15 protein-coding genes and 2 pseudogenes are annotated in these 22719 nt (G+C 69.9%); 11 read left to right on the forward strand and 6 right to left on the reverse strand.

The window, feature by feature from the left end; genetic code table 11:
* The 3 genes from B4N89_RS46315 to B4N89_RS46325 form a co-directional block, all read right to left on the reverse strand.
* On the reverse strand, positions 1–3432 hold a 3432-nt coding region (locus tag B4N89_RS46315), incomplete at its 3' end, for a hypothetical protein (RefSeq protein ID WP_143658447.1).
* 349 nt (positions 3433–3781) lie between these two features.
* Positions 3782–4084: a hypothetical protein gene (locus B4N89_RS46320; RefSeq protein ID WP_078982738.1), complete on the reverse strand. Its 303-nt coding sequence runs from the start codon at positions 4082–4084 to the stop codon at positions 3782–3784.
* The gene (locus B4N89_RS46325; RefSeq protein ID WP_078982739.1) at positions 4081–5058 is read right to left on the reverse strand and encodes a DEAD/DEAH box helicase family protein; all 978 of its coding nucleotides are present in this window, start codon (positions 5056–5058) and stop codon (positions 4081–4083) included. Before B4N89_RS46325 ends, B4N89_RS46320 begins: the two co-directional genes overlap by 4 nt.
* A gap of 254 nt (positions 5059–5312) precedes the next feature.
* Between B4N89_RS46325 and B4N89_RS46330 the strand changes: the two genes are divergently transcribed.
* From B4N89_RS46330 to B4N89_RS46355, 6 genes and pseudogenes are all read left to right on the forward strand, one after another.
* On the forward strand, positions 5313–6242 hold the full coding sequence (locus B4N89_RS46330) for a TniQ family protein (RefSeq protein ID WP_268812620.1): 930 nt from the start codon (positions 5313–5315) through the stop codon (positions 6240–6242).
* Between the two features lie 137 nt (positions 6243–6379).
* Positions 6380–6808 carry a hypothetical protein gene (locus tag B4N89_RS46335; protein WP_143658449.1) on the forward strand — a complete coding sequence of 143 codons (429 nt, stop codon included), beginning with the start codon at positions 6380–6382 and terminating at the stop codon, positions 6806–6808.
* The gene (locus B4N89_RS46340) at positions 6805–7080 is read left to right on the forward strand and encodes a hypothetical protein (protein WP_143658450.1); all 276 of its coding nucleotides are present in this window, start codon (positions 6805–6807) and stop codon (positions 7078–7080) included. Before B4N89_RS46335 ends, B4N89_RS46340 begins: the two co-directional genes overlap by 4 nt.
* A complete protein-coding gene (locus tag B4N89_RS46345) occupies positions 7077–9503 on the forward strand; it encodes a Mu transposase C-terminal domain-containing protein (protein ID WP_235619391.1) in 2427 nt (808 codons plus the stop codon). The genes B4N89_RS46340 and B4N89_RS46345 overlap by 4 nt, the downstream gene beginning before the upstream one ends.
* Before the next feature lie 248 nt (positions 9504–9751).
* Positions 9752–10189 (forward strand): annotated as a pseudogene (locus B4N89_RS53675) (ATP-binding protein); the annotation flags it as partial.
* A gap of 110 nt (positions 10190–10299) precedes the next feature.
* On the forward strand, positions 10300–10575 hold the full coding sequence (locus tag B4N89_RS46355) for a hypothetical protein (RefSeq protein ID WP_078982743.1): 276 nt from the start codon (positions 10300–10302) through the stop codon (positions 10573–10575).
* Positions 10576–10831: 256 nt separating this feature from the next.
* Here B4N89_RS46355 and B4N89_RS46360 read toward each other — a convergent pair whose 3' ends face one another.
* Complete coding sequence (locus tag B4N89_RS46360) at positions 10832–11662, reverse strand: TIGR02391 family protein (RefSeq protein WP_078982744.1); 831 nt, start codon at positions 11660–11662, stop codon at positions 10832–10834.
* Between the two features lie 149 nt (positions 11663–11811).
* Positions 11812–12753, reverse strand: a complete 942-nt coding sequence (locus B4N89_RS46365; protein WP_078982745.1) for an abortive infection family protein — start codon at positions 12751–12753, stop codon at positions 11812–11814.
* Between the two features lie 584 nt (positions 12754–13337).
* Between B4N89_RS46365 and B4N89_RS52905 the strand changes: the two genes are divergently transcribed.
* From B4N89_RS52905 to B4N89_RS53680, 3 genes are all read left to right on the forward strand, one after another.
* The gene (locus B4N89_RS52905; protein ID WP_161501075.1) at positions 13338–15083 is read left to right on the forward strand and encodes a helicase associated domain-containing protein; all 1746 of its coding nucleotides are present in this window, start codon (positions 13338–13340) and stop codon (positions 15081–15083) included.
* Positions 15084–15211: 128 nt separating this feature from the next.
* Positions 15212–17350: a P-loop NTPase fold protein gene (locus B4N89_RS46375; RefSeq protein WP_078982747.1), complete on the forward strand. Its 2139-nt coding sequence runs from the start codon at positions 15212–15214 to the stop codon at positions 17348–17350.
* Positions 17351–17636: 286 nt separating this feature from the next.
* Complete coding sequence (locus B4N89_RS53680; RefSeq protein ID WP_078982858.1) at positions 17637–17816, forward strand: tetratricopeptide repeat protein; 180 nt, start codon at positions 17637–17639, stop codon at positions 17814–17816.
* 599 nt (positions 17817–18415) lie between these two features.
* On the opposite strand, the gene B4N89_RS46390 is transcribed toward B4N89_RS53680, so the two are convergent.
* Positions 18416–19840, reverse strand: a complete 1425-nt coding sequence (locus B4N89_RS46390) for an ATP-binding protein (RefSeq protein ID WP_078982859.1) — start codon at positions 19838–19840, stop codon at positions 18416–18418.
* Between the two features lie 698 nt (positions 19841–20538).
* On the opposite strand from B4N89_RS46390, the gene B4N89_RS46395 reads away from it, so the two are divergent.
* Positions 20539–21564 (forward strand): hypothetical protein, encoded by a 1026-nt coding sequence (locus B4N89_RS46395; RefSeq protein ID WP_321170765.1) that lies wholly within the window; start codon positions 20539–20541, stop codon positions 21562–21564.
* Positions 21558–22614 (forward strand): annotated as a pseudogene (locus B4N89_RS46400) (TniB family NTP-binding protein). Before B4N89_RS46395 ends, B4N89_RS46400 begins: the two are co-directional and overlap by 7 nt.
* Positions 22615–22719: the final 105 nt, after the last annotated feature.

Below are 22719 nucleotides of genomic sequence, written 5' to 3' on the forward strand. Positions count from 1 at the left end.
TGGCCAGAAATCGATGGCGTCGGTGGTCAAGAGGACGAGGGCTGCGCGCACGGCGAGTGTGCGTTGGACACCTGCCGAGGTGGCGTGGTGGTCGACGACGGTGGCGGCGAGGTCTCGTGGCGTCGGGCTTCCGTGGTCGATCAGGATCGCGAGGAGGTGGGACCAGGTTCTCAGGGCCGCGGCGTGGGATTCGTCCGTGTCGGCCAAAGCCGGCGGGGTTGGAGAGCGGGAGGTGTGCTCTCCGGAGTCGTCGGGGCGAGTGGGGATCGGTGCGAGGGCGTCCTGGAGGTCGTGTGCCAGGTTCTCCAGGAGAGTGACGGCCGTGGGCGGCAGCGTTACGGAGTCGAGTCCCCGGGTCTCTCGGCCCCGGGCGAGGTCGGCTCGGACGAGGCGGTCGAGGTCGCGGCCGAATTCGTGGGGCGCGTGTAGGGCGGCCAGGCGGCGCAGCGTCGCCTCGGTTGTCGCGCTCGCTTCGTCCCAGGTCGTGGAGCCCTCTCCCAGGACGGCGCCGGTCCACGACGCCCAGACCCCGGGGGCTAGTTCGTCGAGTCGGTTCCGCCGGTCGAGCCACGCCAGGGCGTGGTGTCCCGCCCATGCCCGCAGGTCGTCTCCCCCCTCCGCCAACCATGTGTCTGCGTGATCGTGTTCATGGTGGAGATAGCGGAACGCGCCGTCCAGAAGCTGCGCGCGCTCGTCGGCGTCGAAGACGCTCATGCCGGGCCATGTCTGCGGGTCCGCGTCGCGTGGGGTGTGACCGCGGCCGGTGGCGGGATCGAGCTGCAGATTCCAGAACAGGTCGGGAAAGACGGTCGTGTCGCCGGACACGAGGTCGCTCAGGGCCTGCCTCTGGCCCGCGACGAAGCCATCGGATTCGGCCCATCGGCGCCGTCCGGCGCCGTGTGAGCGGCGGAGTCGGGCGGCGAGATCGCCGTGGATGACGATGGGGTCGTAGGCCCATCGCAGGTGGGGCCAGGAAGGGTTGTCCCGGCGGTCGTAGGCGAGTTCGTACAGGGCCGGGTCGTCGGGGTCGAAGAGATGTGATGCCAGATGGCCGAACGCGTTCGCGGTGGCGCTGTCACCCGTGTGCAGTGCGTCGGCGGCCTGATCGAGAACCCAGGCGAAGTCCGAGCCGGTGAGGAGTCGGGGCCGTCGGGCGTGTTCGGGTGTTTCGAGTGCCCGCAACGAGAGAGGGATGGGTTGGTGCCAGCCGTGGACGATGTGCCGGGTCGCGTAGGCGGGTTCCCGGTGGCGGTGTACGCACTCGAGGACCAGGGCTCGGGCGAGATCGCGGCGCAACGAGGTCACGGCGGCGAGTTGTGGCCCCTGGAGGCCTTGGGGGTCCAATGCGCTGGGCAGGAGGAGTTCTCCCCCCTGGGAAAAGCGCCGTGCGATCAGGGTGGCCATGGCGGGCAGGTGTCTGGTGGGGTCGTGGTGGTCCGCGGCGCGGGCGATGGCGGCGTCCAGGAGCAGGCCCTCGTCGCTGTGGGAATGGAATTCGAAGCGCTGGGGGTTCGGCGTGGACGCGGGCTCGAGGTGAGGGCGGCAGGCGGTGCCGTCGCCCCGTCCGGTCGGCTCGGGCGCGGTGATCGTTTCTTCCTCGTCGTGGGGATCGGAGTGCCATACGGCGTTCATCCAGGCCAAGAGCACGGGGATCTGTTCGTCCGTGCACGCGTCGGGGATGTCGGTGAGGAAGTGTGTGTAACCGCCGTCCCAGCTCTTGGGGCCGGGAGGTCGCAGGTGTGTCAGGAGTTCCTCGACGGACAGATGCCGCGGCCACAGCAGGGACAGGAACGTCGCGCGCAGGGAGCGATCGGGATCGGCTGTGGCGAGGCCCGTGTCGGTCTCGTCGGGCAGGTCGTGCAGGGCTTCGCGCAGGACGGGCGCGGCGAGGGGTTCGTCGCCGGCGAACGCCGCGTACGCGGCGATACGGCGCTGTCCGTTCGGCCGCCGGGGGTCACGGACGATACGCAGGAGTGACGGTGTCAGGGCCGCGGAGGGGCAGTCCCGGGCGAGGCGCAGCGCGATGCGTACCCGTGCGGCCGCCGTGTCCCGATCGTCGCGGGGGTCGCCGGGGGTGGAGGTGAGGGCGGTGATCAGTTGTGTGTCCAGACCGGGATGGTGCAGGTCCCAGCGTGAGAAGTACCAGCGGGTGTCGGCGAGTTCGACCTCGTCCGCGTGTTCCAGGAGGCGCTCGACGATCAGTTTCCTGACGGCGTCGGAGCGGACCAGGGCGCTGTGGGCGATCAGGCTCACGGAGTCCGCGTCCGACAGCCAGTCGGTGCCTTGTGGGTCGAGCGCGACCAGCCACGCGGCTGTCTCACGCAAGGGCGTCGGGATGCAGTGGACGCCTTCGTCGGGGGTCCTGACCAGCAGGAGATCGGCGAGTTGTTCGGGGCGTGTTCCGCGGTCGAGGAGGTACCTGGCCGCGAGGTAGGCCGCGACCGAGGAATGGCGAAACGAGACGCGATCGGCGCCCGAGGGCGTGAACAGGGCGGTACGCAGGGCCTCTTCCACCACAAGGGCGGTGACTTCGAACGTCAGTGTCGGGCCGGTGGTCTCGGTGCCGCCGACCGCGGACGCGATGTCGAAGTCCAGAGGGTGGGACGCGGTGGCGAGAGCACCGCCCAGCCACAGCGTCCGCCGGCCGGAGAGCAACATCCAGGCGGCGACGCGGCCCGCGACGACCAGGCGTTGCTCGACGGTCGTGGTGAACGGGCGAGGCTCGCTGCGATCGGAGGCGTGCTCGTAAGCGAGGAACCGGGTGCCCGACGCAAAGAGTTGCGAGGGCCCGCCGGCGAGTCGGCCTTGTTCACGATAGGTACGCACGAGGAACTCGAGCGTCAGGGGCACGCTCGCCAACGCGCCCGCCCGGGCGTCGACAGCCGCGTTCAGCACGTCCACGCCGGCCACCCCGGCGCTGTCGGCCAGGGAGACCGCCTCCGCGTATGTGAGAGGCGCGAGATCTACCAGGGGGCACGCTCCGAAGCAGTCCTGAAGGACATCCGCGAGAGCCTGTTTGAAGTCCGCCGATCGACACGCGAGGAGGAACCTCACGCCGCTCGTGTCGCGCGCCTTCAAGGCGCGCCGCAGGAAGCCGGGCAGCCGTTCGAGCATGGGACTCTCGTCCAACTGGTCAATGACGAACGTGACAGCGGGCCGCGCGATGTCCCGGTCCGGTGGTCGTTGGCCTTCGTTCCCGGTGGCGCCGCGTCGAGGCAACGCTTCGAGAAAGCGTCCCAGGAGTTCGAGACAGGAGTGTTCGGTCAAGTCCGCGCCGTCCACCCACACACACCCGGGGCCCTCCGGGACCGCAGCGGGCTCGTCGAGAGGGACCAGACCACGAGTCAGGTCACGCAGAAACCACGTCTTGCCGGCGCCGGGCTCACCGAGCACCACCAACGTCCCCGCCGCTGCTACCACGTCCGCCGTCACCAGCGATCCCGACGACAAGCCCGAACGCGGGGAAGGAAACCACCCCGCAGTACGGAACCCGTCGTCATCGACCGGAAAGCCGTCCCCCAACGGATCCCCCGCATCGGAACGCACACGACACAACCGGGCCACACGCGTCGTGAACACACTCGCCACCATCACCGGATGGTGACAGGCCCCACCGACGAACCCCGAATCGTCACGACACCCGCGAAGACCCACACACGAGCCGCTCCCCCACGTGAACGCGACCCGCACACACCGCGGACACGAGAGCCCTCCCCCGCGCGCGCATCAACGCCGGAGAACAACGACCGGCCCCGCACCCGGTCCACCGACCACTCCCCCACTACCACGACACGAACCCCAACCCGCCAACCACCGACACAAGCCCCCCGACATACCCACGCATCCACACCGAACACACCACACCGGCAACCGACCTACAGATAACGTCGACGCCTTCTCCCAGTACGCGGACGTTGGCCAGGACGGCGCCGTCGACGGCGTCGTGTGGGCCGATGTCGGAGCGCAGCAGCGGTACGTTCTCGAAGTCGGCCAGGTGTCGGGTGCGGCTGCGGGACGATTGTCCGCTGTGGATGGCGTGCACCCATAGGCGGCGGATCGTGGTGGTGGAGGAGGCTGCGGTCACGGTGTCGGGCAGGGTCCGGGCGAAGTGTTGGGCGTGGGCGATGCGGCTGTGGAAGCTGATGACTCGGCGTATGCGGTGTTGGGCCATCGCGCGCAGCAGGCCGACTTGCAGGGCTGACAGGCGCAGGCCGTCCAGGTGGGGGTGGGGCCTTTGGTCCGCAGGACGCCTTGGAGTTCCTCGTCGTCGATGACGGGCACGACGATGCGGTAGTCGGCGAGGATGCCTTGGTCGATGGCGTCGGCCAGGGTCAGTTGGTAGACGGTCGGGCCGTAGATGGAGGCGTCGTCCATCGAGGTGGGTGACGTGGTTGGTGCGGGCTCCGGCTGTGCCTGGTTGTCGGTTGCCGTGGGGGGATGCTCCTTGTCGCTCTTCTTGTCGTTCTTGTTCTTCCTCGGTTCCGGTGGGTTCCATGTGCGGGGGGTGGCGGTCATGTACAGCCTGCGCCGGGCGGGGATGGAGCCGTCCTTGTGGATGGCGGCCCATTCCTTGCCGGGGTCGCCGGTGGTGCGGTGGGCTTCGTCGACGACCGCGATCGACCACTGCGGCAGGTCGTGCCTTCGGTGGGCCTGTTCGATCACCTTCAGTGAGGAGTAGGTCCCGAAGACCACGGTCGGGCCGGTGTGGGAGGCCACCGTCTCGGCCAGCACGCGGGCGTCGGTGGTCAGCGTTTTCATCCGCTTGTCGACGGCGACGTTGTGGGTGCTGTCCAGGGAGCAGACGCCCACCATGTTGGTGAGGGGGCTGTCGTGTGCCCAGTGGGCGGCGGTCTGGGAGAGGAGATCGAGGGTGGGGACGAGCACCAGGACGTGCCCGCTTGGGGTGAAGTGCTCTGCGATGCGCATGGCGATGATCGTCTTGCCGGTCCCGGTTGCGGCGATGATCGTGACGCGCGACAGGTGCTTCAGGGCCTGGGTGGCGGCGTCCACCGCCTCTGCCTGGTGGCGCCGCAGCCGTTTGAGGGTTCCTGCGGTCACTGGTGGCGGTTCTCCTTCACGGGGGCGTTGCGGCCGTGTGGCGCCTCCCGTCGGGGCGGCGACCGGGCGCCACGGCTGCGCGTGGTCCGGTTTTGGACCCGTTGCTCCTTGGCCGGGCGGGGAGTTCTAGATTCTCTTCGTCCGGATCGCCGGATCGAGGGCGCCACCCTATGGGCCGTGCTCGGGCGGGTCGAGGGAGGTGTCGGTTGTCGGGGTGGCACGCGCCGCGGTCTGTGCGGGCTCTGCCGCAACAGGTGCGTTTCGTCGCGGGAGAGTCCACCGGTTCGTATGTGACGCGGCTGGCTGCCCGCAACGGCCAGAGCGTGGCGCAGTTGTTGGACAGTGTCGGCCGGGGTCAATCCCGCGCGGTCGATCCGCGCTACACCGAGTTGTATGTCGACGCCGCCGGTCGTGAGCGGCTGGCGGCGCTGACGGGGCGGACGGTGCGGGAGTTGCAGCGAGCGCTGATCGGCCTGCGCGAGGGGCAGTTGCTGCCGGCCGGGAGGGACGGCCCGGTGTGGAAGTGGCCGTGGGAGCCGCGGGACGGTTATCTGGTGCGGGCCTGCGCGTTGTGCACGGCTTCTCGGGGTGTCCGGGGTCCGGTGTGGTTGATGCTCCCGGACACGTGGCACATCTGCGTACGGCACGGTCGGTTGACCGACAATTCCCGTGACGACTCCACGACGTTCGCCCGCTTGGACGCCTGGCCGCAGGCGGTGGTCGCGGAGCGGCAACGGCGACGGCTCGAACTGCGGCTCGGGCCCGTCGCGCGGAGCTTGGTCGCCGATGCGTTCGCGGTGTTGGCCCACCCGTCCTCGCGGCGCCCCCGATTGGGTTCGCATCGTGGTGTGGTGGCCCATCTGTTGCCGTCGGTGATGCGGGTGGCTCGGCTGATGGCCCGTGTCGAACGCCCTCGGCTCGATGGGCGGTTGACCGGTTTCGAGTACGCGCGGTGGGGCCGGGATGTTGTGGGTGAACTCGGCCCGGGCGTGTACCGGGCGCTGAGTCGATGGCAGGAGGAGCATGCTCTGCTCCCGTGGCTCGGTGTGAACGATGCGCGGCCGTGTGGAGTGAGGCCGGGGCCGGCGGCCCCGCACGCGAGGATCGCGGAACTGGCGTCGGTGGACCAACTCACTTGCCTGTCTTGGGACATGCTGGAGAAGGCCGAGCGGCCCTTCGGATAGCGCCCCCGTCGGAGCGTGTTCATGTGACCGCGGGTGGTGGCCTCGAGGGGCCGATGGGGTCTTGGTCTAGCATGCGGGGGCTCGAGACCGACCGGGTGCGCGCGGCGCGGCCGGTCGCGGCTGAGAGGAGCACGCCGATGATGGAGGTGCTCGTGCGCCACAGCGAGGCGCCCGGTGGTCGGGCCTGTCCACCGCGCGCGCTGCTCGGGGTGGCGTTGGAGGAACATCGTCCGTTGCCGGTGGCCCGTGCCTGGCGCGGCCGGCGCGGTATCCGCACCGACTGGTGGTCGGCGACGACCGGGGCGCTGGTGCCGTGCGGCACGCTGGGGCGGACGCACCTGGCCATGGTGTTGGACTTCGATCCACGCATCACCGGGTTCGCGGCGGCCTCGGCCGAGGTGCGGTGGAGCGATGGGGGCCGGCACGGCACGATCACCCCGGCGTTCTTCGCTCGCGACGTCGACGGGCGACTCCTGGCGGTCATGTCCCCTTGGCGACCAGGGCCGGAGGGGCTGTGCGAGGAGGAGATCATGCGTGGTGCGGCGCGGGCCGCGGCTGGACGGTGACCGTGCCGCAACTCCCGCATCCGGTACGCCTGGCCTGTCTGGAGCGGGTCGCGCAGTTCCGCATGCCGGAGTACCGCGGCACCCCGCGGATCAGGGCGGCGCTCGTGGAGGCGTTCGCGCGCGCCCGGCCCCTGGCCGAGGGGGCCGCGTCGGTCGCGGTCGCGGTGGGGCACGTCTGGCATCTGTTGTGGACCGGGGATCTGACCACCGACTGGGACGCGCCGCTGTTGCCCACCTCGCTTGTGTGGGTCCAGGGGAACGAGGCCTTGTGAGCGCGTCGTTGCACGAGAGCGGTGTCGCGGACGCGAAGACGGGGCTGTCTGTGGGCGCGCGGGTGCGGTGGCACGGCGCGGTCTACGTCGTGGCGGCGTTGCAGGGCGCCGCTGTGCACCTGGCCGCCTGCGGGCCGGACGGGGAGGATGTCCGCGCGCTGGTGGCGATGGTGGTGGATGCTCCCGACTTCGCGGTCCTGGACGGGGCCGGGCGGGCGCTGCCCGCGGCACGGGTGCCGGACTTGAGCGCGTTGGACCTGCTCACCGAGGCTCAGCTCCGGCGGGTGCGCGACTGGGAGCGACACTTGATCGAGGTCGTCGAGGGGCGGCTTCCGGACGCCGACCCGGAGGCGCCGCCCCGGCCGGGTTTCGACCCGACGGTGTTCACGTTGCGCCGGCGTGACGCCGCCAAGGCGGCGGAGTTGCGGGCGCTGGGTTGGACGAAGGCCTCCGCGGCCACGGTGGAGCGCCGGCGCCGGGCGTATGCCCACCGCGGCGTCGCGGGCCTGGTCCGGGAGGTGACAGCCGGCGCTGTGTGGGGTCGCACCGACGAACGGGTCGTCGCGTTGCTGCTGGCCGAGGTCGACGCGGGCGTCGAGGAGTCCAGCGGTCACGCGAGTCGGCTCCACGAACGGCTGTTGCAGGCGCTGCGGAAGCGCTATCCCGACGAGCACGAGCAACTGGCGCCCTCTCGGGCGACGTTCTACCGGCTGTTGCAGCGGTTGGGGATCTCGGTGGGGTCGTTGGCCGCGCCGGTACGGCGCCGGATGGACGCGGCGAACTCCCCGGACGCGCCGTTCACCCCGTCCATGGCGCGGATGCTCGGCGAGCAGGTCCAGATCGATTCCACCGGGCTGGACGTGATCGCCCTGGGCGACGACGGCCGGCCGGTGTCGCTCGAGTTGACCGCCGCGATCGACGTGGCCACGCGCACGATCATCGGCGCGGTGATAGTGCCCAGGAGCGCGGGTCGCGGCCCGCGCGGCAGGCGGCTGGGCGGGCGGGCCACCCGGTCCTTCGACGCGGTGCTGATGCTCGCCCAGGCGTTGGCCCCGATGCCGGGCCGGCCCGGCTGGTCGCCGCTGGCGATGGCCGAGAACTCCGAGATGCCGTACGCGGACCTGGTGGCCTGCGACCCGCGGATGATCGGCGCGGCCGCGCGGCCGGTGATCCGGCCCAAGATGATCGTCGTCGACCACGGGAAGATCTTCAACAGCGAGCACTTCGTGGACGTGTGCACCACGCTGGGCATCAGTGTTCGCCCGGCCCGGATGCGCACCCCCACCGACAAGGCGATCGTCGAGAGCACCTTCGCCGCGATCAAGAAGCTGTTCTGCCAGCACGTGGCCGGCTACACCGGCGCGGAGTTGGCCAAGCGCGGCAAGCACGTCACCGACGGTCCGCTGTGGAGCATCAACGAGGTACAGGACCTGTTGGACGAGTGGATCGCGTTGCACTGGCAGCAGAAACCCCACGAGGGGCTGCGCAGCCCGTTCCTGCCGGGGGTGACCGTCAGCCCCAACCGGATGTACGCCGCGCTGGTGGCTGCCGAGGGTCATGTGCCGATGCCGTTGACGGTGTCCCAGAACCGCAGGTTGCTGCCGTTCAAGAGGTTGAAGGTCACCCGCAAGGGCGTACGCATCGACAACCGCACCTACAACAGCGCCTCGGTGCAGCGGTACTTCGGCAAGCATTCGGGACTGCGTGGGCAGGGCATGAAGTGGCAGGTGCGCTACAACCCCTACGCCCCGCGGTACGTGTGGCTGTACGACCATCACAAGGAGAAGACGGGCGAGGATCCCTGGGTGGAGGCGGAGTTCGTCCACCAGCGCCTGATCGGCGACCACTGGTCGCAGTACCTGTGGGAGCAGGCCACCGCGAGCCTGGTGGCCACCGGTGGCTGTGCCGGCAGGGAGCGGGAGATCGCCCGCGAGGTCGCGCGCCTGCTCGAACGGGCGCGCCGCGGCCCCGATCCCGCCGTGCCGAGGCCTGCCGGCGTGTTCACCGGGCCCCGTCTGCGGTTGCGCTCCCCCGCGCCCGACCCGTACGCGGGCATCCCCGCCCCCGACCCGGCCACCGTGACGCGCGCGCCTTCGCTGAACGTCGCCGCCGAGGACCTGCTGCCCGGGCGTCGGGCGGCCCCGTCGGGCGGGGCCGAGGCGGCCGGCGGCGACGCCCCGATGCCCGGGCCCGCCGTGCCGGACACCCCGGCGGGGCTGGACGAGACTCCTGCGGCGGCCGGGACGCGCGTCGTCGGGGGGCCTGGGGCCGGGCGGCGGGGCGGACTGGGCGAAAGTGCCGCGGACGTGTTCGCCTCCCTCGATCCGCCCCGACCCGCCACACCGCGGCCCGGGACATCCGAGGGCGCCGCGGACCGGCCCCGAGACACCGACGACGGCGAAGAAGGCGGAGACAATACGTGAGCCGACACGACCTGATCCGGCCGATCACGCCGGCAGCCCTGCCCGACCGGCCGGCGGAGGCGCCGCCGCTGTCCACCAGGGAAGGCTGGGACGCGTACGTCCACCGCCTGGTCGTGGCACCCGACCTGCGGGACTGCGCCCCGCGGGGCACCGTCGTGGCACCGACGGATCCGCGCATGCGCTATCACGGCGAGATGCTGCCCGTGATGACCCCGGCGCTGCGCAGGGGCCTGTTGGACGCCCGGCGGATGCTGCGCGCCAACCGGTTCCGCACCGTCGGTCGCGCCCAGAGCGCGATCGTCGACGGCGACCGCGGCACCGGGAAGTCCACCCTGCTGGCGCTGATCGGTCGCGGCCACCAGGGCGTGGTCGAAACCACGGCCGGACCCGATCCCGAGCGGATCCCGGTGGTCTATGTCAACGTGCCGTCCAACCGCGACAACACCCTGCACTGGTCCCTGCCCTTCGCGGAGTTTCTCGGTCTGGAACACACCCGGGCCGTGGGCCGCACCGGAGGCGAATACCGCAGCACCGACACGACCGTCGCCGTCACCCACGTGATGCGCCAGGCCCGCACCCGCCTGGTCCTGATCGACGGCGTGGAACGGATCAGGGACAACGAACTACGCACCGCCTTCGACTACTTCCAGTGCCTGCAGGACCAGACCCAGGCCACGTTCGTCTACTGCGGCACCGGTGCCCGCGACGTCGTCCAAGACGCCCGAGGCGACCGCCGCCGCACATCCGGACCCACCCGGGACCGGGTCCCGGCATACGACAGCGAACTGCCGGTCCTGTGGGTCGACCCCATCCCCTACACCTCCAAGGAGCCGGCGACTGGGAGGGCGTCGTCGGCGGCTTCGACGACGACCTGCGGCTGTACGCACACCGCAACGGCGACCTGGTACGCCTGTCGGCATACCTGCACCGGCGTACCGGCGGCTACATCGACAGCCTCAACCAACTCGTCTGCCAAGCCGCCCAGGAAGCCATCGACGACGGCACCGAGACCATCACCGAGGCACTCCTGGACAGCATCAACATCGGCCGTGAACCCACCGACCGCGCCTGACCACCACCCACCCGCGACCGGGTTCCGCGCACCCCACCACCCGAGGGCGGACACCATCACCGATGCCCCCGGGGAAAACTCCCACGGCAACGGCCGATCGAGTCGGGTACAGGCTCGGCGGCGCAGCGGTGGGCCAGGCGGTCGACGGCGGGCGGCGGGGCGGGGGGCGATCCGGGGCCCGGTGGGTGGCGCGTCGAGGCAAGCGGTGGTGTCCGCTCTCGATGGTGATGTGATCGTCGTTCGCGGCGTGTCCGGGTCAAGGGCGGAGAGTGACGGTTGCCTTGTCGAGTCGGCGGTGTGTGAAGGACAAGGTGCCGAAGAGGTCCAGGGCGTCTGGTTCGGTGATGTCCCATCGGGCGGCGGCGCGGGGCGTGTGGGCGGGGGGATTCCTGAAGGTGCCGAAGATGCCCTTGAGGAGGTTCGCGAATCCCTTGTGCTCGCTGACGTCGGTCTCGGTGACGAAAGTGTTGATGCGCACCACCGGTGGCGGAGACTTCGTGCCGAAGCAGTGGTCGACCAGGTCCGCGCCGTCGAGGCTCGAGACCGACAGCGAGCGCAGGCGTTCGGCGACGCCCTTGGTGGCCTCGAACACCGCGTGGAACAGGGATTTGCGCAGGATCTCCTCCTCGCAGTAGCGCACGACCTCCGGATGCACGCCGCGGCGGGTGAGTTCGGTCCGCAGTCGGCCCGCGAGTCGAGCGACGTCGTCGAGCGTCCTGGCGCCGGTGGCGCGGGCGACGCGTCCTTCCTCGTTGACCCGCAGGGCCATCAGCGCGAGGGGTTCGTTGACCGCGTCCCGGAGCGCGTGGAAGCGGGTCCCGTCCTGGACGTGGCGGCCGGGGGCCATGGCCTCGGTGATGAAGCGGACCACACAGTTCCCGGCCCGGTCGGCCTGTTGTCTCGTCATCAGGGCCGCCCACAGCCTCTCGCGTTTGTTCGCGGTGGGCGCCGGGTCGTCGATACCGACGACCGCCAACAGTCGGCCGATCTCCGAGCCGGTCAGGCCTGGTCGATCCGTGCTCGCCAGGGCAGCGCACAAGGCCTCCACGTTCGCGGCGGGCCACATCGGAAGGCGGGTCGTGGCCATACGCAAGGCTCCTCGGTCGAAATGGGACGGGCACGCCGCGACGTTCGGCGCGGAAGGACTGGGCGAGGATTCGCCGTGAACACGTTTGTCGTCGGAACGCCTCGGCGGCACTCGACGGCGTACGAATCGGATCCGCCGTCGTGTTCAGTTCAGGGCGTTGGTGTGAGGAGTCCCTTGTCGACGCGTTCGTGCCAGGTGTCGAGGAGGAACTCCGTCACCGTCACCGTGGCGTTGAGCGCGAGACGCGCGTGACGGGCGAGGGCCGGGCTGGAGGTGGTCCGGCCGTGCCCCAGGCCGAGTTGGTTGCGCAATTCGGCCAAGGAGTGGACCGTCTGCGCCAGTGTGCCCAGGACCCGGTGGGACGCCTCGCTGCCCTTCGCGCTCGCGGGGACCGATTCGGCCTTGAGCGCCAGCAGGACGGCGACCTGCGCGTACAGCTTGGGGACGTTGTCGTTCCTGGTGTACTCGACCGCGCTCTTGTCGAGGATCATCTTGAACAGGCTCTCGACCAGTTCCTTGCACGAGGCGATCGCGGCGGCGGGATCGCGTTCGATCCCGTCCCGGATCCGGCCCAGGTGCTCGTGCAGGACCCGAGGGTCGGTCAACAGGGGCCGTGCGTCGAGGTCGAGTTCGGGCAGGACGCCGTGAAACGAGGTACGACGGCGGGCCTTGTGGATCGGCCGGCCGCTGATCGCACCGTCCGGAACGAGTTCCCAGCCGTCGGGGGCGAGCGCGTCGTTGAACATCCTCGCAAGCCGTCGGGCTTCCTCGGGGTCGGCTCGGACGACGGGGTGGAGCATTTCGGCGAGGAACCGAAGGAACACGTCGTCAGACCCGCGAGCGAGCCCGAAGCGGGGGTCGCCGAAGACCCAGTCGTCGTCCCAGTCCTCCGGGTTGTTGTACCGGTGCTGGTAGATGTCCCCACTCGCGGTGGCGTAGCGGGAGTCGTGGCTCTCCATCGCCTCGAGGTCGTACAGGCGGCCGAGGAAATCGACCTCGTCCAGCCGGCCGGCCCAGTCGATCTTCTCCAGGACGATCGTGTCGACGATGTGCCGTCGGGTGACCTCGGTGATGTGGTTGCGCGTCGACACCCCGGCCCCCAAACAGCCTGTGATCCCACGGATTTCGAGAAGTATCGCAGGCGCGAACCCGCGGGATCTCCTGATTTCCGCACTCTGCGGATCGGGATCGGCAACGACCACCGGGCCATTCCCGCGACGCTGGTCGGGATGGGATGCGGATGCCGACCGGCGTGGATGGCCGGGCCCCGCGCCGGGGTTCGACGTGTGTGCCACGACCGGAATCCCGGCGCCGGGCGCAGCAGGCGGACGCCTTCGTCGGGGGTGCGCGTATTCGCTTCGGCGGCCGACCGGCCGCGGAGACAACGCTCGAACGACCGCAACAACAACGGCACAACACCGAGAAACCGTGCTCCAACGCGTCGCCTCAACGAAATCGCAGCACTCTTCTCAGATCATGCCGCACTACAGGTCAACACCCCTGCACACACCACCCTCGAACCCCAGACCGCGTCATCGACACAGCTCACAGGCTCACACCACTCCCCCACACGAATTCTCACAGTTTGCTGCACCACAGCTCAAAGACCCCACCAACCAAAGACATACAGCAACCCCATTGAGACGACACACCCGGCGCCGCGGGTGATCTGTCCGTGGTCTCGAACGTGCGGATCCTCGGCGAGGGCATCGACTGCCCGGCCGTCGATGCCTTCGCTATTTTCGATGAAATGTCAAGTATTGTCAGTATTACCCAGGCCGTGGGAAGGGCCCTGCGTCAGAAGCCGGGGCAGGGCAAGGTCGCCGGGATCGTCGTGCCCGTCTTCCTCGACGACCACGAACACCCCGACGACATGCTCCTGTCGGATGGGCACCGGTACCTCGTCACCGTCCTCGAAGCGTTGCGCGCGCACGCACCGGAGCTCGTCGAGGCCCTCGCCGTCCCCCAGGCATCGGCACACGGCGCAGCACGGGCGGCCGTCGACCACGCACCCGACGACGCGGACAATACGGCCGACAGCGGCGCAGCGGCGGGCGGCGCAGCGGCGGGCGGCGCAGCGGCGGGCGGCGCAGCGGCGGGCGGCGTGGGGGCGGGCGGCGTGGGGGCGGGCGGCGTGGGGGCGGGCGGCGTGGGGGCGGGCGGCGTGGGGGCGGGCGGCGTGGGGGTCGCCGAGGGCGTGGAAGGGGCCCTGGCGGGTCCGGGCGGGCCGTCGGGCGCCGATGGGCCGGGCGAAGGCGTGGCTGCCGAGACGCGGCCGTTCCTGCGGTTCTCCAGCCCCCGGGACCCGGCGGTCGTCGCGGACTTCGTGCGGCTGCGGGTCATCGACCCCGACGAACGCGACTGGATCCGCGGCTACCTCGCCGCACGCCGCTTCCTCCGCGCGCACGGCCACATGAGGATCCCGCTCGACGCGCGCGACGAACACGACCACGACTACCCGATCGGGCAATGGGCCGCGGTCCAACGACGCGAGTACACCGCGGGACGCCTGCACAAGGACCGGGTGCGCAAGCTCGTCATGCTCGGGATGGTGTGGTCCCACCCCGACGCCGCCTTCGACGACGGACTCGCCACAGCGCGCCGATACCTCGAACGCGTCGGACACCTCGCCGCACCGCAGGGAGCCGTCCAGGACGGCGTACGGGTGGGTCAGTGGTTGGCGAACCAACGACGCCACGGCGTGATGGACGGGCATCCCGAACGGGTCGCCGCGCTCGACGCGTTGGACCCGTGGTGGCGACCCGACGGATGGACCATCGCCTGGCAGAGAGCTGCCAACGAGGTCCGACTCTTCCTGGAGCGGGGCGGAGCCCTCGACGAACTGGTGCCCGGGTACGTCGCGGGCGGTGAGGACATCGGCCGATGGACGCGGCGGCACGCCAAGCCCGCCGTGTGGGGCAAGCTTCGGCCCGGACAGATCGAGCAACTCCGGGAGCTCGGCATCACACCCGAAACCGAACCCGGCGCAGCGGTGTTCGAAGGTGGCGCGGCGGGCGGCGACGGCGTCGAAGACGGCGTGGCGGTGACCGCGGGTGTTGGTGGCGCGGAAGGTCGCGGCGAGAGGACCGGCGGCGGGAACGGCGCACGGGAGGGCGGCGCGGGCGCGGCCGGCGGCGCCGTCGGGGCCGCCCCGGCGCCGAGGCGCGGGCGGGGCGCGTGGGAGACGGCGTTTACCGCGGCCGTCGCCTACCGCCAACGCGAAGGACACCTCGAAGTACCCCGCGCACACGTCGAAACCGTGACGACCGAGACGGCGACCGGACCCGGTGGTGGTGCGGGCGAGGGCGGCGGTGCCGTCGAGGTCCGGCTCGGCAAGTGGGTCAACAACCAACGCACCCGGCGGAGTTCGCTGTCGGTCGAACGCGAGCGGCTCCTAACGGAGCTGGGTATGCGCTGGTGAGGTGGGGTGTCCGGATGTGAGATCCCGGAGTGGGGTTCGGTACGGAATAGCAGTCGGCGGGGTTCGAGGTGGAGGGTTCTTCGAGGATCGGGGTGACGTGTCCGGTCGCTCGGGCAGGATGACCGGTCATGACCGATGAGCGATTCTTCAATGATGACCCTGTCGATGGAACGGCGAGTTCCCCGGACCTACTTGGGCGTGAGACGTATGCACGTCACGCGGTCGGCGTCCTGCAGCGTGTCCGTCGGCAAAGCGACTCCGGTGTCCTGGCTCTGATCGGGTCGTGGGGGTCGGGTAAGTCGTCCGTGTTGACGATGGTCATGGGGTTGCTCGCTGAGGAGACGGACGAGGCTTGGTCGGTGGCGGAGTTGAATCCGTGGCTGTACTCGGACCTCGAATCGTTGACGTTGGCGTTGTTCAGCGAGATCCGGGAGGCTCTGCCCAAAGGCGATAGGTGGTCGACGGCGCGGACGACGCTTGCCGGGTATGCCAGGGCCATCAGCCCGATCGGCAAGCTCGGATCGTTGGTTGGGCCCTTCGATGCTTCGGGGCCGCTCAAGGGCATCGGGGACCGTATCGAGGGCGACACCAGCGCTTCTGCCACCAAGCGCAGAGTGGAGGAGGCGTTGCGTGAGGCCGGTCGACCGGTGCTGGTCGTGATGGACGACCTCGATCGGCTCATGCCTGACGAGTTGTTGTTGGTGTTCAAGTTGGTGCGTCTGGTCGGTCGTTTGCCGAATGTGCACTACCTGATCAGCTACGACGAGCGAACCTTATTGGACGTGTTGCGGCGGAGCGACCTGGTCGGTGGGGAGGCGTCGCGGGCTCGGGAGTTTCTGGAGAAGATCGTTCAGGTTCGGCTTGATCTGCCGGCTTTTCGTGAGCGCGACGCCGGTGAGATGGTCGAGCGAGCTCTGTCCGCGGTTCTCGGTGCGCACGGGTTGGGTTTCGACGACGCGCAGGTGCGACGGTTCTCGGCCGTGTACTTCGGGCACCTGCAGGATCGGTTGAGCACCCCGCGGGCGGTCAAGCGCTTCTTCGCTCAAGTAGACGCGAGCCTGGGCGAGTTGGTTCAGGACGTGGATGTGGTCGATTTCGTGGTGGTGACGTTCCTGCGGACGATGGAACCGGGCCTGTACGCGTTGCTGAGTCGGCATCGCGGGGAGCTCACCGGTGCGGCCTTCATGCCGTCCGGTGGTGATCGGATCGCCCGTTGGCGCGAATTGGTGCGCGGGGCCGGCGTCGCGGCGGAGCACGTGGAGGCGGTGCTGCGCATTCTCGGGACGTTGTTCCCGGCGGTGGGACGGGATCTCGAATCGTTCGAGAGCGTGGCCTCGGAAGCGGCTCATGCCCGTTTGGGCGTCGGCAGCGAGGACTACTTCGACCGGTACTTCACGTCCGCTGTTCCCGACGACGACATGTCCGAGGCCGCGTTCGATCGCGCGTTGGCTCAGGTTCCCGTCTCGACCGGGGTGGAGTACGCGGAGTTTCTGGTGCGGTTGCGCGGCGACACGCACCGCGTGACCCGCAGAATACGACAGCGGATCGATCGTGGTGACACTCTCCCGTGTGCCGATCTGCTGGTGCTGTTGGCTGTCGAATACGGCTCGTACACCGCGCCTGCGGGTGTGTTGGGGCTTGTGAGTGCCGAAGCGTCCGTTCGCTTCCTCGCTCCGTTGTTGCTTGGCTCGATTCCCGAGGATGAGCGTGCCGTTTGTGTGGGCCGTATGGCGCGCACACCGGGAGGAACCGCCCTGGCCGCGATCACCCTCGGTCGGGTGATCGTGCCGGAGGGAGGTGACGTCGCCGGAGCCGCCGGTCCGGGTCTGGATGCCTGGGCGCGGGACGCGCGTGGGGAGATTGTCGGGGCTTGCCGACTTCACCTCGCCCACTCGGCTACGGGCCCTGCGGTGAGCCTGTCGGACAGGGACGTCGAGTTGCTTCTCCTGTGGCAGATGTTCATGCCGACACAGGTCAGGGCCTGGGTGCGGGAACAGTTGGACGCGGGCACGTGGGGTCTGCTCGACCTCGTCATACGGTTGGCACCCGAAGACATCACGTATCCCGACAGTGCGGGTGCCCTGCTGCGCCGCGCGGACGATCTGGTCGGCCTCGACTCGGCGCTCCAGGAGTTGACGACCTGTCTGGATGCCGCCGCGCCCGATCCGTCGGCCACGGGTACCTCGAACCCGATCGCCGATGAACGACGAACGCGGGTCCTCAATATCCTGCGCAACTGTCGGAACAGCCGCCGAAACGGCGAGTGAGAACCCCCAGCACGGTGTTGCGCTTCCGGCGTGATGGGGAGCCCCCTTCGATGCCTGCGCGAGCGAGCCGGAGGCGACTGGTAACAGGGCGCAGCGAACGAGGGGCGAGCAGCGACGCGTCAGCAGGCTTGAGGCCCGTCATTCGATCGGCGGAAGCCGATCCCGCTTCGCCCGCACAGTTAGCGTCAGGCTGTGTTCGTCGCCCAAATTCCGTCGGCAGTCCCGGAGAAGGGTGTCGTAGTCCGTCATCGCTCTTTTGCGGTCACCCGCGACGTCATAGGCGACGATCAGATCGAAGCGAGATGCGAGGGTCTCCTCGTACACGTGCACGGATGACTGGGACTCGGCAATAGCGCTGTACGAGCTCGCACTCGGCGAAGCCACGCGCGTCCTCGGAGAGGACGATCCCGCAACCCTCACGCTCCGGCGCAATCTCGCCGAGGCGTATGCATCGGCAGGGCGATAGCCCAATTGTCGTTCTGCCCTTGCCCGTCATGGAATCGCCGCCCGGTCGAACTGTTCCTCGGCGGTGATCGTGACGCCGTGGTCCCGGCGGCGGATCCGACCGTCGCGCTCCCGGGCATCCTGGGCCGTCTCAATCTCGTCCACGGAGCGCTGCGGCCCCCTGCTCGGCACGGACAACGGTCGTCGACCGAGCCTGCAGCCGGCAACCACCGCCGGGGAGCAGGCCGGAGCTCCGTATCGGCGCAGCGGCGCGTTTACGGGTTTTTGATGGCATCGACAATGTCCGGATTACAGCCCAAGCGCAATTGCGCGGGTCGGAAACTCGCCAGGAGTGGTGCAGCCCAGGACCGCGACCCGAACCCGCGGCCCGTGCGGATATCAGCCGCTTTGATCCCGGGACGTCAGTTCCATGTAGTCCGGCTCGGGCAGACCGACCTCCCCTTGGGGCACGTCGATCATCACCCCGAACCGGTATGGCGGGGTGGAGGCCGAGTCAGCAGCCGTCAGGAAATTCAACCGTCGGTCGCTCGAGGGGCTTCGCAAGGCTTGGGGGCTCGGCATGTCGGACCGCGCGCCGGCCGGGCGGCGTCGAGGTGCCCGCTATTCCCAGGCTGTGAGCAGGTCTTGGGGTCCGTAGGCGTAGTCGATGCCTTGGGCGGTGACGCCGGAGCGGCTGGCGGCGATCAGCGGGGTGTCGGGGCCGGCTCCGGGGAGGCGGTCGCGGTGGACGGTGAGTGCGGTCAGGTCGCGGTGGTCGAATGGGCCCTCGAGCCATTTGATGGAGCCGACGGCGGTGACGTGTTTGGCGATGGGTGCGCGGTCGGCGGCGACGATGTCGATCTCGGGGTCGTTGGTGCGGGTCCAGTAGCCGCCGAACGCCTCGCATCCGGGTGGGAGGCTTTCGGGGGGGAGCAAGGAGAGGGCTTCGCGCACGACGGGTTCGATGGCGCGGCCGCGCCAGCTGCTCCACGAGGTGCGCAGGCGTCGGTTGGCGCGGTCGCCGCGGCCGCGTTCGATCTCGGCGAGGTGCGGGCCCACGAAGGCCAGCCACAACCGCAGGTGGGGGTCGGTGACGCGGTAGCGGGTGTCCTTGTTCGCGGGTCTGGTCGACAGGGGCGTCTCGGCGGCGACGATCCGTTTGTGGACCAGGAGGGTGAGGGCGCGGGTGAGGCTGGCGCCGGGGATGTCGCCGGCGGCGCGGGCGATGTTGGTGAAGGTACGCTCCCCGCTGCCGATCGCCTCCAGGACCCGGCGGGCCTGGGCCTCGGTGGGGAACTCGGCGGCCAGGCTGCGCTCCCCCGACACCACCAGGGCCGAGAGCGGGTCGGCCAGGCAGGTGGCGAGGTAGGTGGCGGTGTCCGTGCCCGGTTCCCATTCCGCGCACAGCAGCGGCAGGCCACCCGTGGCAAGGTAGGCGTCGAACGCCTCGGCCGCGGGAAGATCGAGCATGGCGGCGACCTCGCGCGGGTTCAGCTGAGGGACGACCATCTCGGTGGCGCGCTGGTAGAACGGGCGCCCGTAGGTGCCCATCGCCTCCATCATCGCCAGGTCCGAACCGATACCGATCAGCAGCACCGGCTTGCGGGACAACTCGCGGTCGAAGAGCTTTTGCAACGTGCCCTCGAACGCCGCGTCCTTCTCGACGAGATACGGCATCTCGTCGAACACCACGATGCTCGGACCGTCGGCGGGCAGCGCCGCGGCCAGCAGGCGCAGCGCAGCGTCCCAACCGTCCGGGTGCGCTCCGGCGAACAAGGCGGCGCCGGGCAGGTCGGACGCGGCGGCCTCGGCGACGAACAGGTCGATCTCCTCGCGGGTAGTCCGGGTCGAGGCGGTGAAGAACACACTCGGCACGCCGGCGCGATCGACGAACTCCTCCACGAGGCGGGACTTGCCCACCCGACGCCGCCCGCGCATCAACAACGCCGTCCCCGGCCGGCCGCCCGGCCCGGCCTGTCGTTCCACGCGGCGCAGCATCTTGTCCAACTGCCGCAGCTGCGGCTCACGCCCGATGAACCCCGTCATCCCGACCTTCACTCACATCGATGTTTGTTTCATGCATGAAACTTACATCAATGATAGTTATGTGACGAGTGGATGGCAACGACGATGCCCCCGGCGCAGCCGGCCGGTGACGAGGCGGCCACGTGGCGGGAAGCGCACCCGTTGCGGAGAACATCCGACCGGCGTGTCGTGACCGATCGACGGACGCGACGCCGAGCCGGTCGACGCGGGCTCTGGTCGCACGTCCGGAGGGTCGTGGCCAGCCTCGGCAACGCGGTGGGCCCGGACGGAGGCCTGGGACCGGTGGAGACGGGGCCGGTTCGCGGTGGGGTGACCGGTCCGGGTGGCGCCGAGGGCGGGCGGGGACTGACCCCGACGGTGGCGTTGCGGCCTGGTGAGCAGGTCCAGATCGACACCACGCGGCTCGATGTCCTGGCTCTGTTCGAGGACGGCACGGTGGGGCGGCCCGAACTCACGATCGCCGTCGATGTCGCCACCCGGGCGATCCTGGCGGCGGTGTTGTGTCCGGGCGGGACCCGGGCGGTGGACGCGGCGCTGTTGCTCGCGGAGATGGCGGTGCCACACCTGGCACGGCCCACCTGGCCCGACGCGCTGTGCTTCGCCCACGCCCGACTGCTCGCACGTGATCGGCTGATGACGCCGGCGAACGCCTCGAAGGCGCTGCCGCGCGGCCGGTCGTGGTACCGGAGACCATCGTCGTGGATCGGGGAAAGGTCTTTCTGTCGAGGGCGTTCACCGCCGCGTGCGAGACGCTCGGGATCAGCGTGCAGCCGGCTCCCCCGTTCGCGCCGACGGCGAAGGGCATCGTCGAGCGCACGTTCGGATCGATCAACACCCTGTTCTGCCAACACCTTCCCGGATACACCGGCTCCGACGTCACCCGACGCGGCAAAGACGCCGAGCGTGAGGCGTGCTTCAGCGTCGCCCAACTCCAGGACCTGCTCGACGAATGGCTCGTGCACTGGCACCAGCGCCCGCACGAGGGGCTGCGACATCCGGTGATGCCGAGGGTCGCGTTGACGCCGAACCAGATGTGGGCCGCCCTGGTCGCGGTGGCCGGATACGTGCCGGTACCGCTGACCGGTGACGACTACCTCGAACTGTTGCCCGTGCGGTGGCAGGCCGCCGGCGAACGCGGGATCCGTATCGACCACCGCACCTACGACTGCGACCTGTTGGGCCCCTTTCGGGGTCAGTCCTCCGGGATCGTCGCCCGAGACGGGAAGTGGGAGGTCCACCACAACCCCCACGACGGCCGCCAGGTATGGGTTCGCCTGCCCGAGCGTGGGCTCACCGAGGTGCCATGGATCCACCGTGGCCACGCCCACCACCCGTTCGACGAACGCACCTGGCAATACGTGCGTGCCACCGTCATCCCCCACACCGACGCCGACATCCACGAGGCGAACCTCGCCGACGCCCTCGACCAGCTCATGCGCCGTGCCCGCAGCGGAGGGGCCACCCGCGCCGAACAACGCCTCCTCGCCCGCGGCACGCCCACCCGGATTCCCCCGCCGGGACGCCCCGTGCACGAAGGGCGGGAACAGGACCTCGGCGGCACCGTCCCGGGGACGGGCGAGGACAGCCTCGACGAACTCGACAACAGCCCCGACGAGTCACCGCTCCCGGGCCCGGACGCCGACGAGGACGAGCCCGGCTCCCCCGCACCGCCGTACACGGGGTACGGGCTCTACGACGCACACGAGGAGGCCCTGAAATGGTGAGCCCCGGTGCGCAGTCGGGCGACGGCCCGAGTGGCGAGGGTGTGGACGCGACGGAACAGTCCCGGCCGGTCACCACCTGGCAGGGTTGGCAGGACTTCGTCGCCGCGGCACCACCCGCGCCACCCGAGCCCGATGCACCGCCACGCAGTCGGGAGGAACGCCTGGCCTACCACTCCGCGTTCGTGACCGTCCGCACCCCGACCATCGACACCCTCGCCAAGAACATACGCACCCTGATGATCCTCGGCCGCCACCAACACACCACCGCACGACCGTCCCTGATCGTCACCGGACCCGCCGCCGCGGGCAAGACCACCGCCCTGCTCCACGTCGGACGCGCCTGCCACCTCGCGGAGGCCGCCCGACGCGACGGAAGTACGCAGGGCCGGGTGCCGGTGGGATACGTCCTCGTGCCGCCGGGCGCGACCGCGAAGACCCTGGCCGGCGAATTCGCCCGCTACCTCGGCGTCCCCGTCACCACCCGGATGACACGGGCACAGATCACCGAGGCCGTCTGCCACACGTACGACCGGGCCGGCGTCCGGTTGGTCCTCATCGACGAGATCCACCGCCTCAACCCCCGCACCACCACCGGTGCGGAGACCGCGGACCTGTTGAAGGACCTGACGGAGCGCATCGGGGCGACGTTCGTGTACGCGGGCATCGACGTGACCGCCACACCGTTGTTCGGCGGGGTACGCGGGGCGCAACTCGCCGGACGCGCCTCGCTGGTCGAGTGCGGGGCCTTCCCCGCGCGGCTCGGCACACGCGAACCGTTCAAAGAATTGATCGCCGGAGTGGAAGCCGCCCTCGACCTGCACGCACACCACGCGGGGACACCACCGCCGCCTCGCCGCCTATCTTCATCAGCGCACCGCCGGCCGGATCGGCAGCCTCACCCGCCTCATCCGCCAAGCCGCGATCACCGCGATCGTGGACGGCACCGAACGCATCACCAAAACCAGCCTCGACCGGATCCGCATCGACCACCTCGCCGAAACACACCAACGCCCCAGCACCGCCACCGGGTCCCGCACACCCCGGCGATAGACACACCCCGGGCCCTGCAGCCATGCAAAACCCTGTGACCTGCGCAAACACGGTCCGGGCCTTTAGACGCACAGGCTATGTGCAACACACCCGAGCATTCTCAAC

It is taken from the genome of Embleya scabrispora (assembly GCF_002024165.1).
Classification (GTDB): Bacteria; Actinomycetota; Actinomycetes; order Streptomycetales; family Streptomycetaceae; genus Embleya; species Embleya scabrispora_A.

Bases quoted from the DNA above. Each gene is read 5' to 3' on its own strand.
- B4N89_RS46335 (WP_143658449.1), top strand. From the start codon at position 6,380: ATGATGGAGGTGCTCGTGCGCCACAGCGAGGCGCCCGGTGGTCGGGCC.
- B4N89_RS46360 (WP_078982744.1), bottom strand. From the start codon at position 11,662: ATGGCCACGACCCGCCTTCCGATGTGGCCCGCCGCGAACGTGGAGGCC.
- B4N89_RS46375 (WP_078982747.1), top strand. From the start codon at position 15,212: ATGACCGATGAGCGATTCTTCAATGATGACCCTGTCGATGGAACGGCG.
- B4N89_RS46390 (WP_078982859.1), bottom strand. From the start codon at position 19,840: ATGACGGGGTTCATCGGGCGTGAGCCGCAGCTGCGGCAGTTGGACAAG.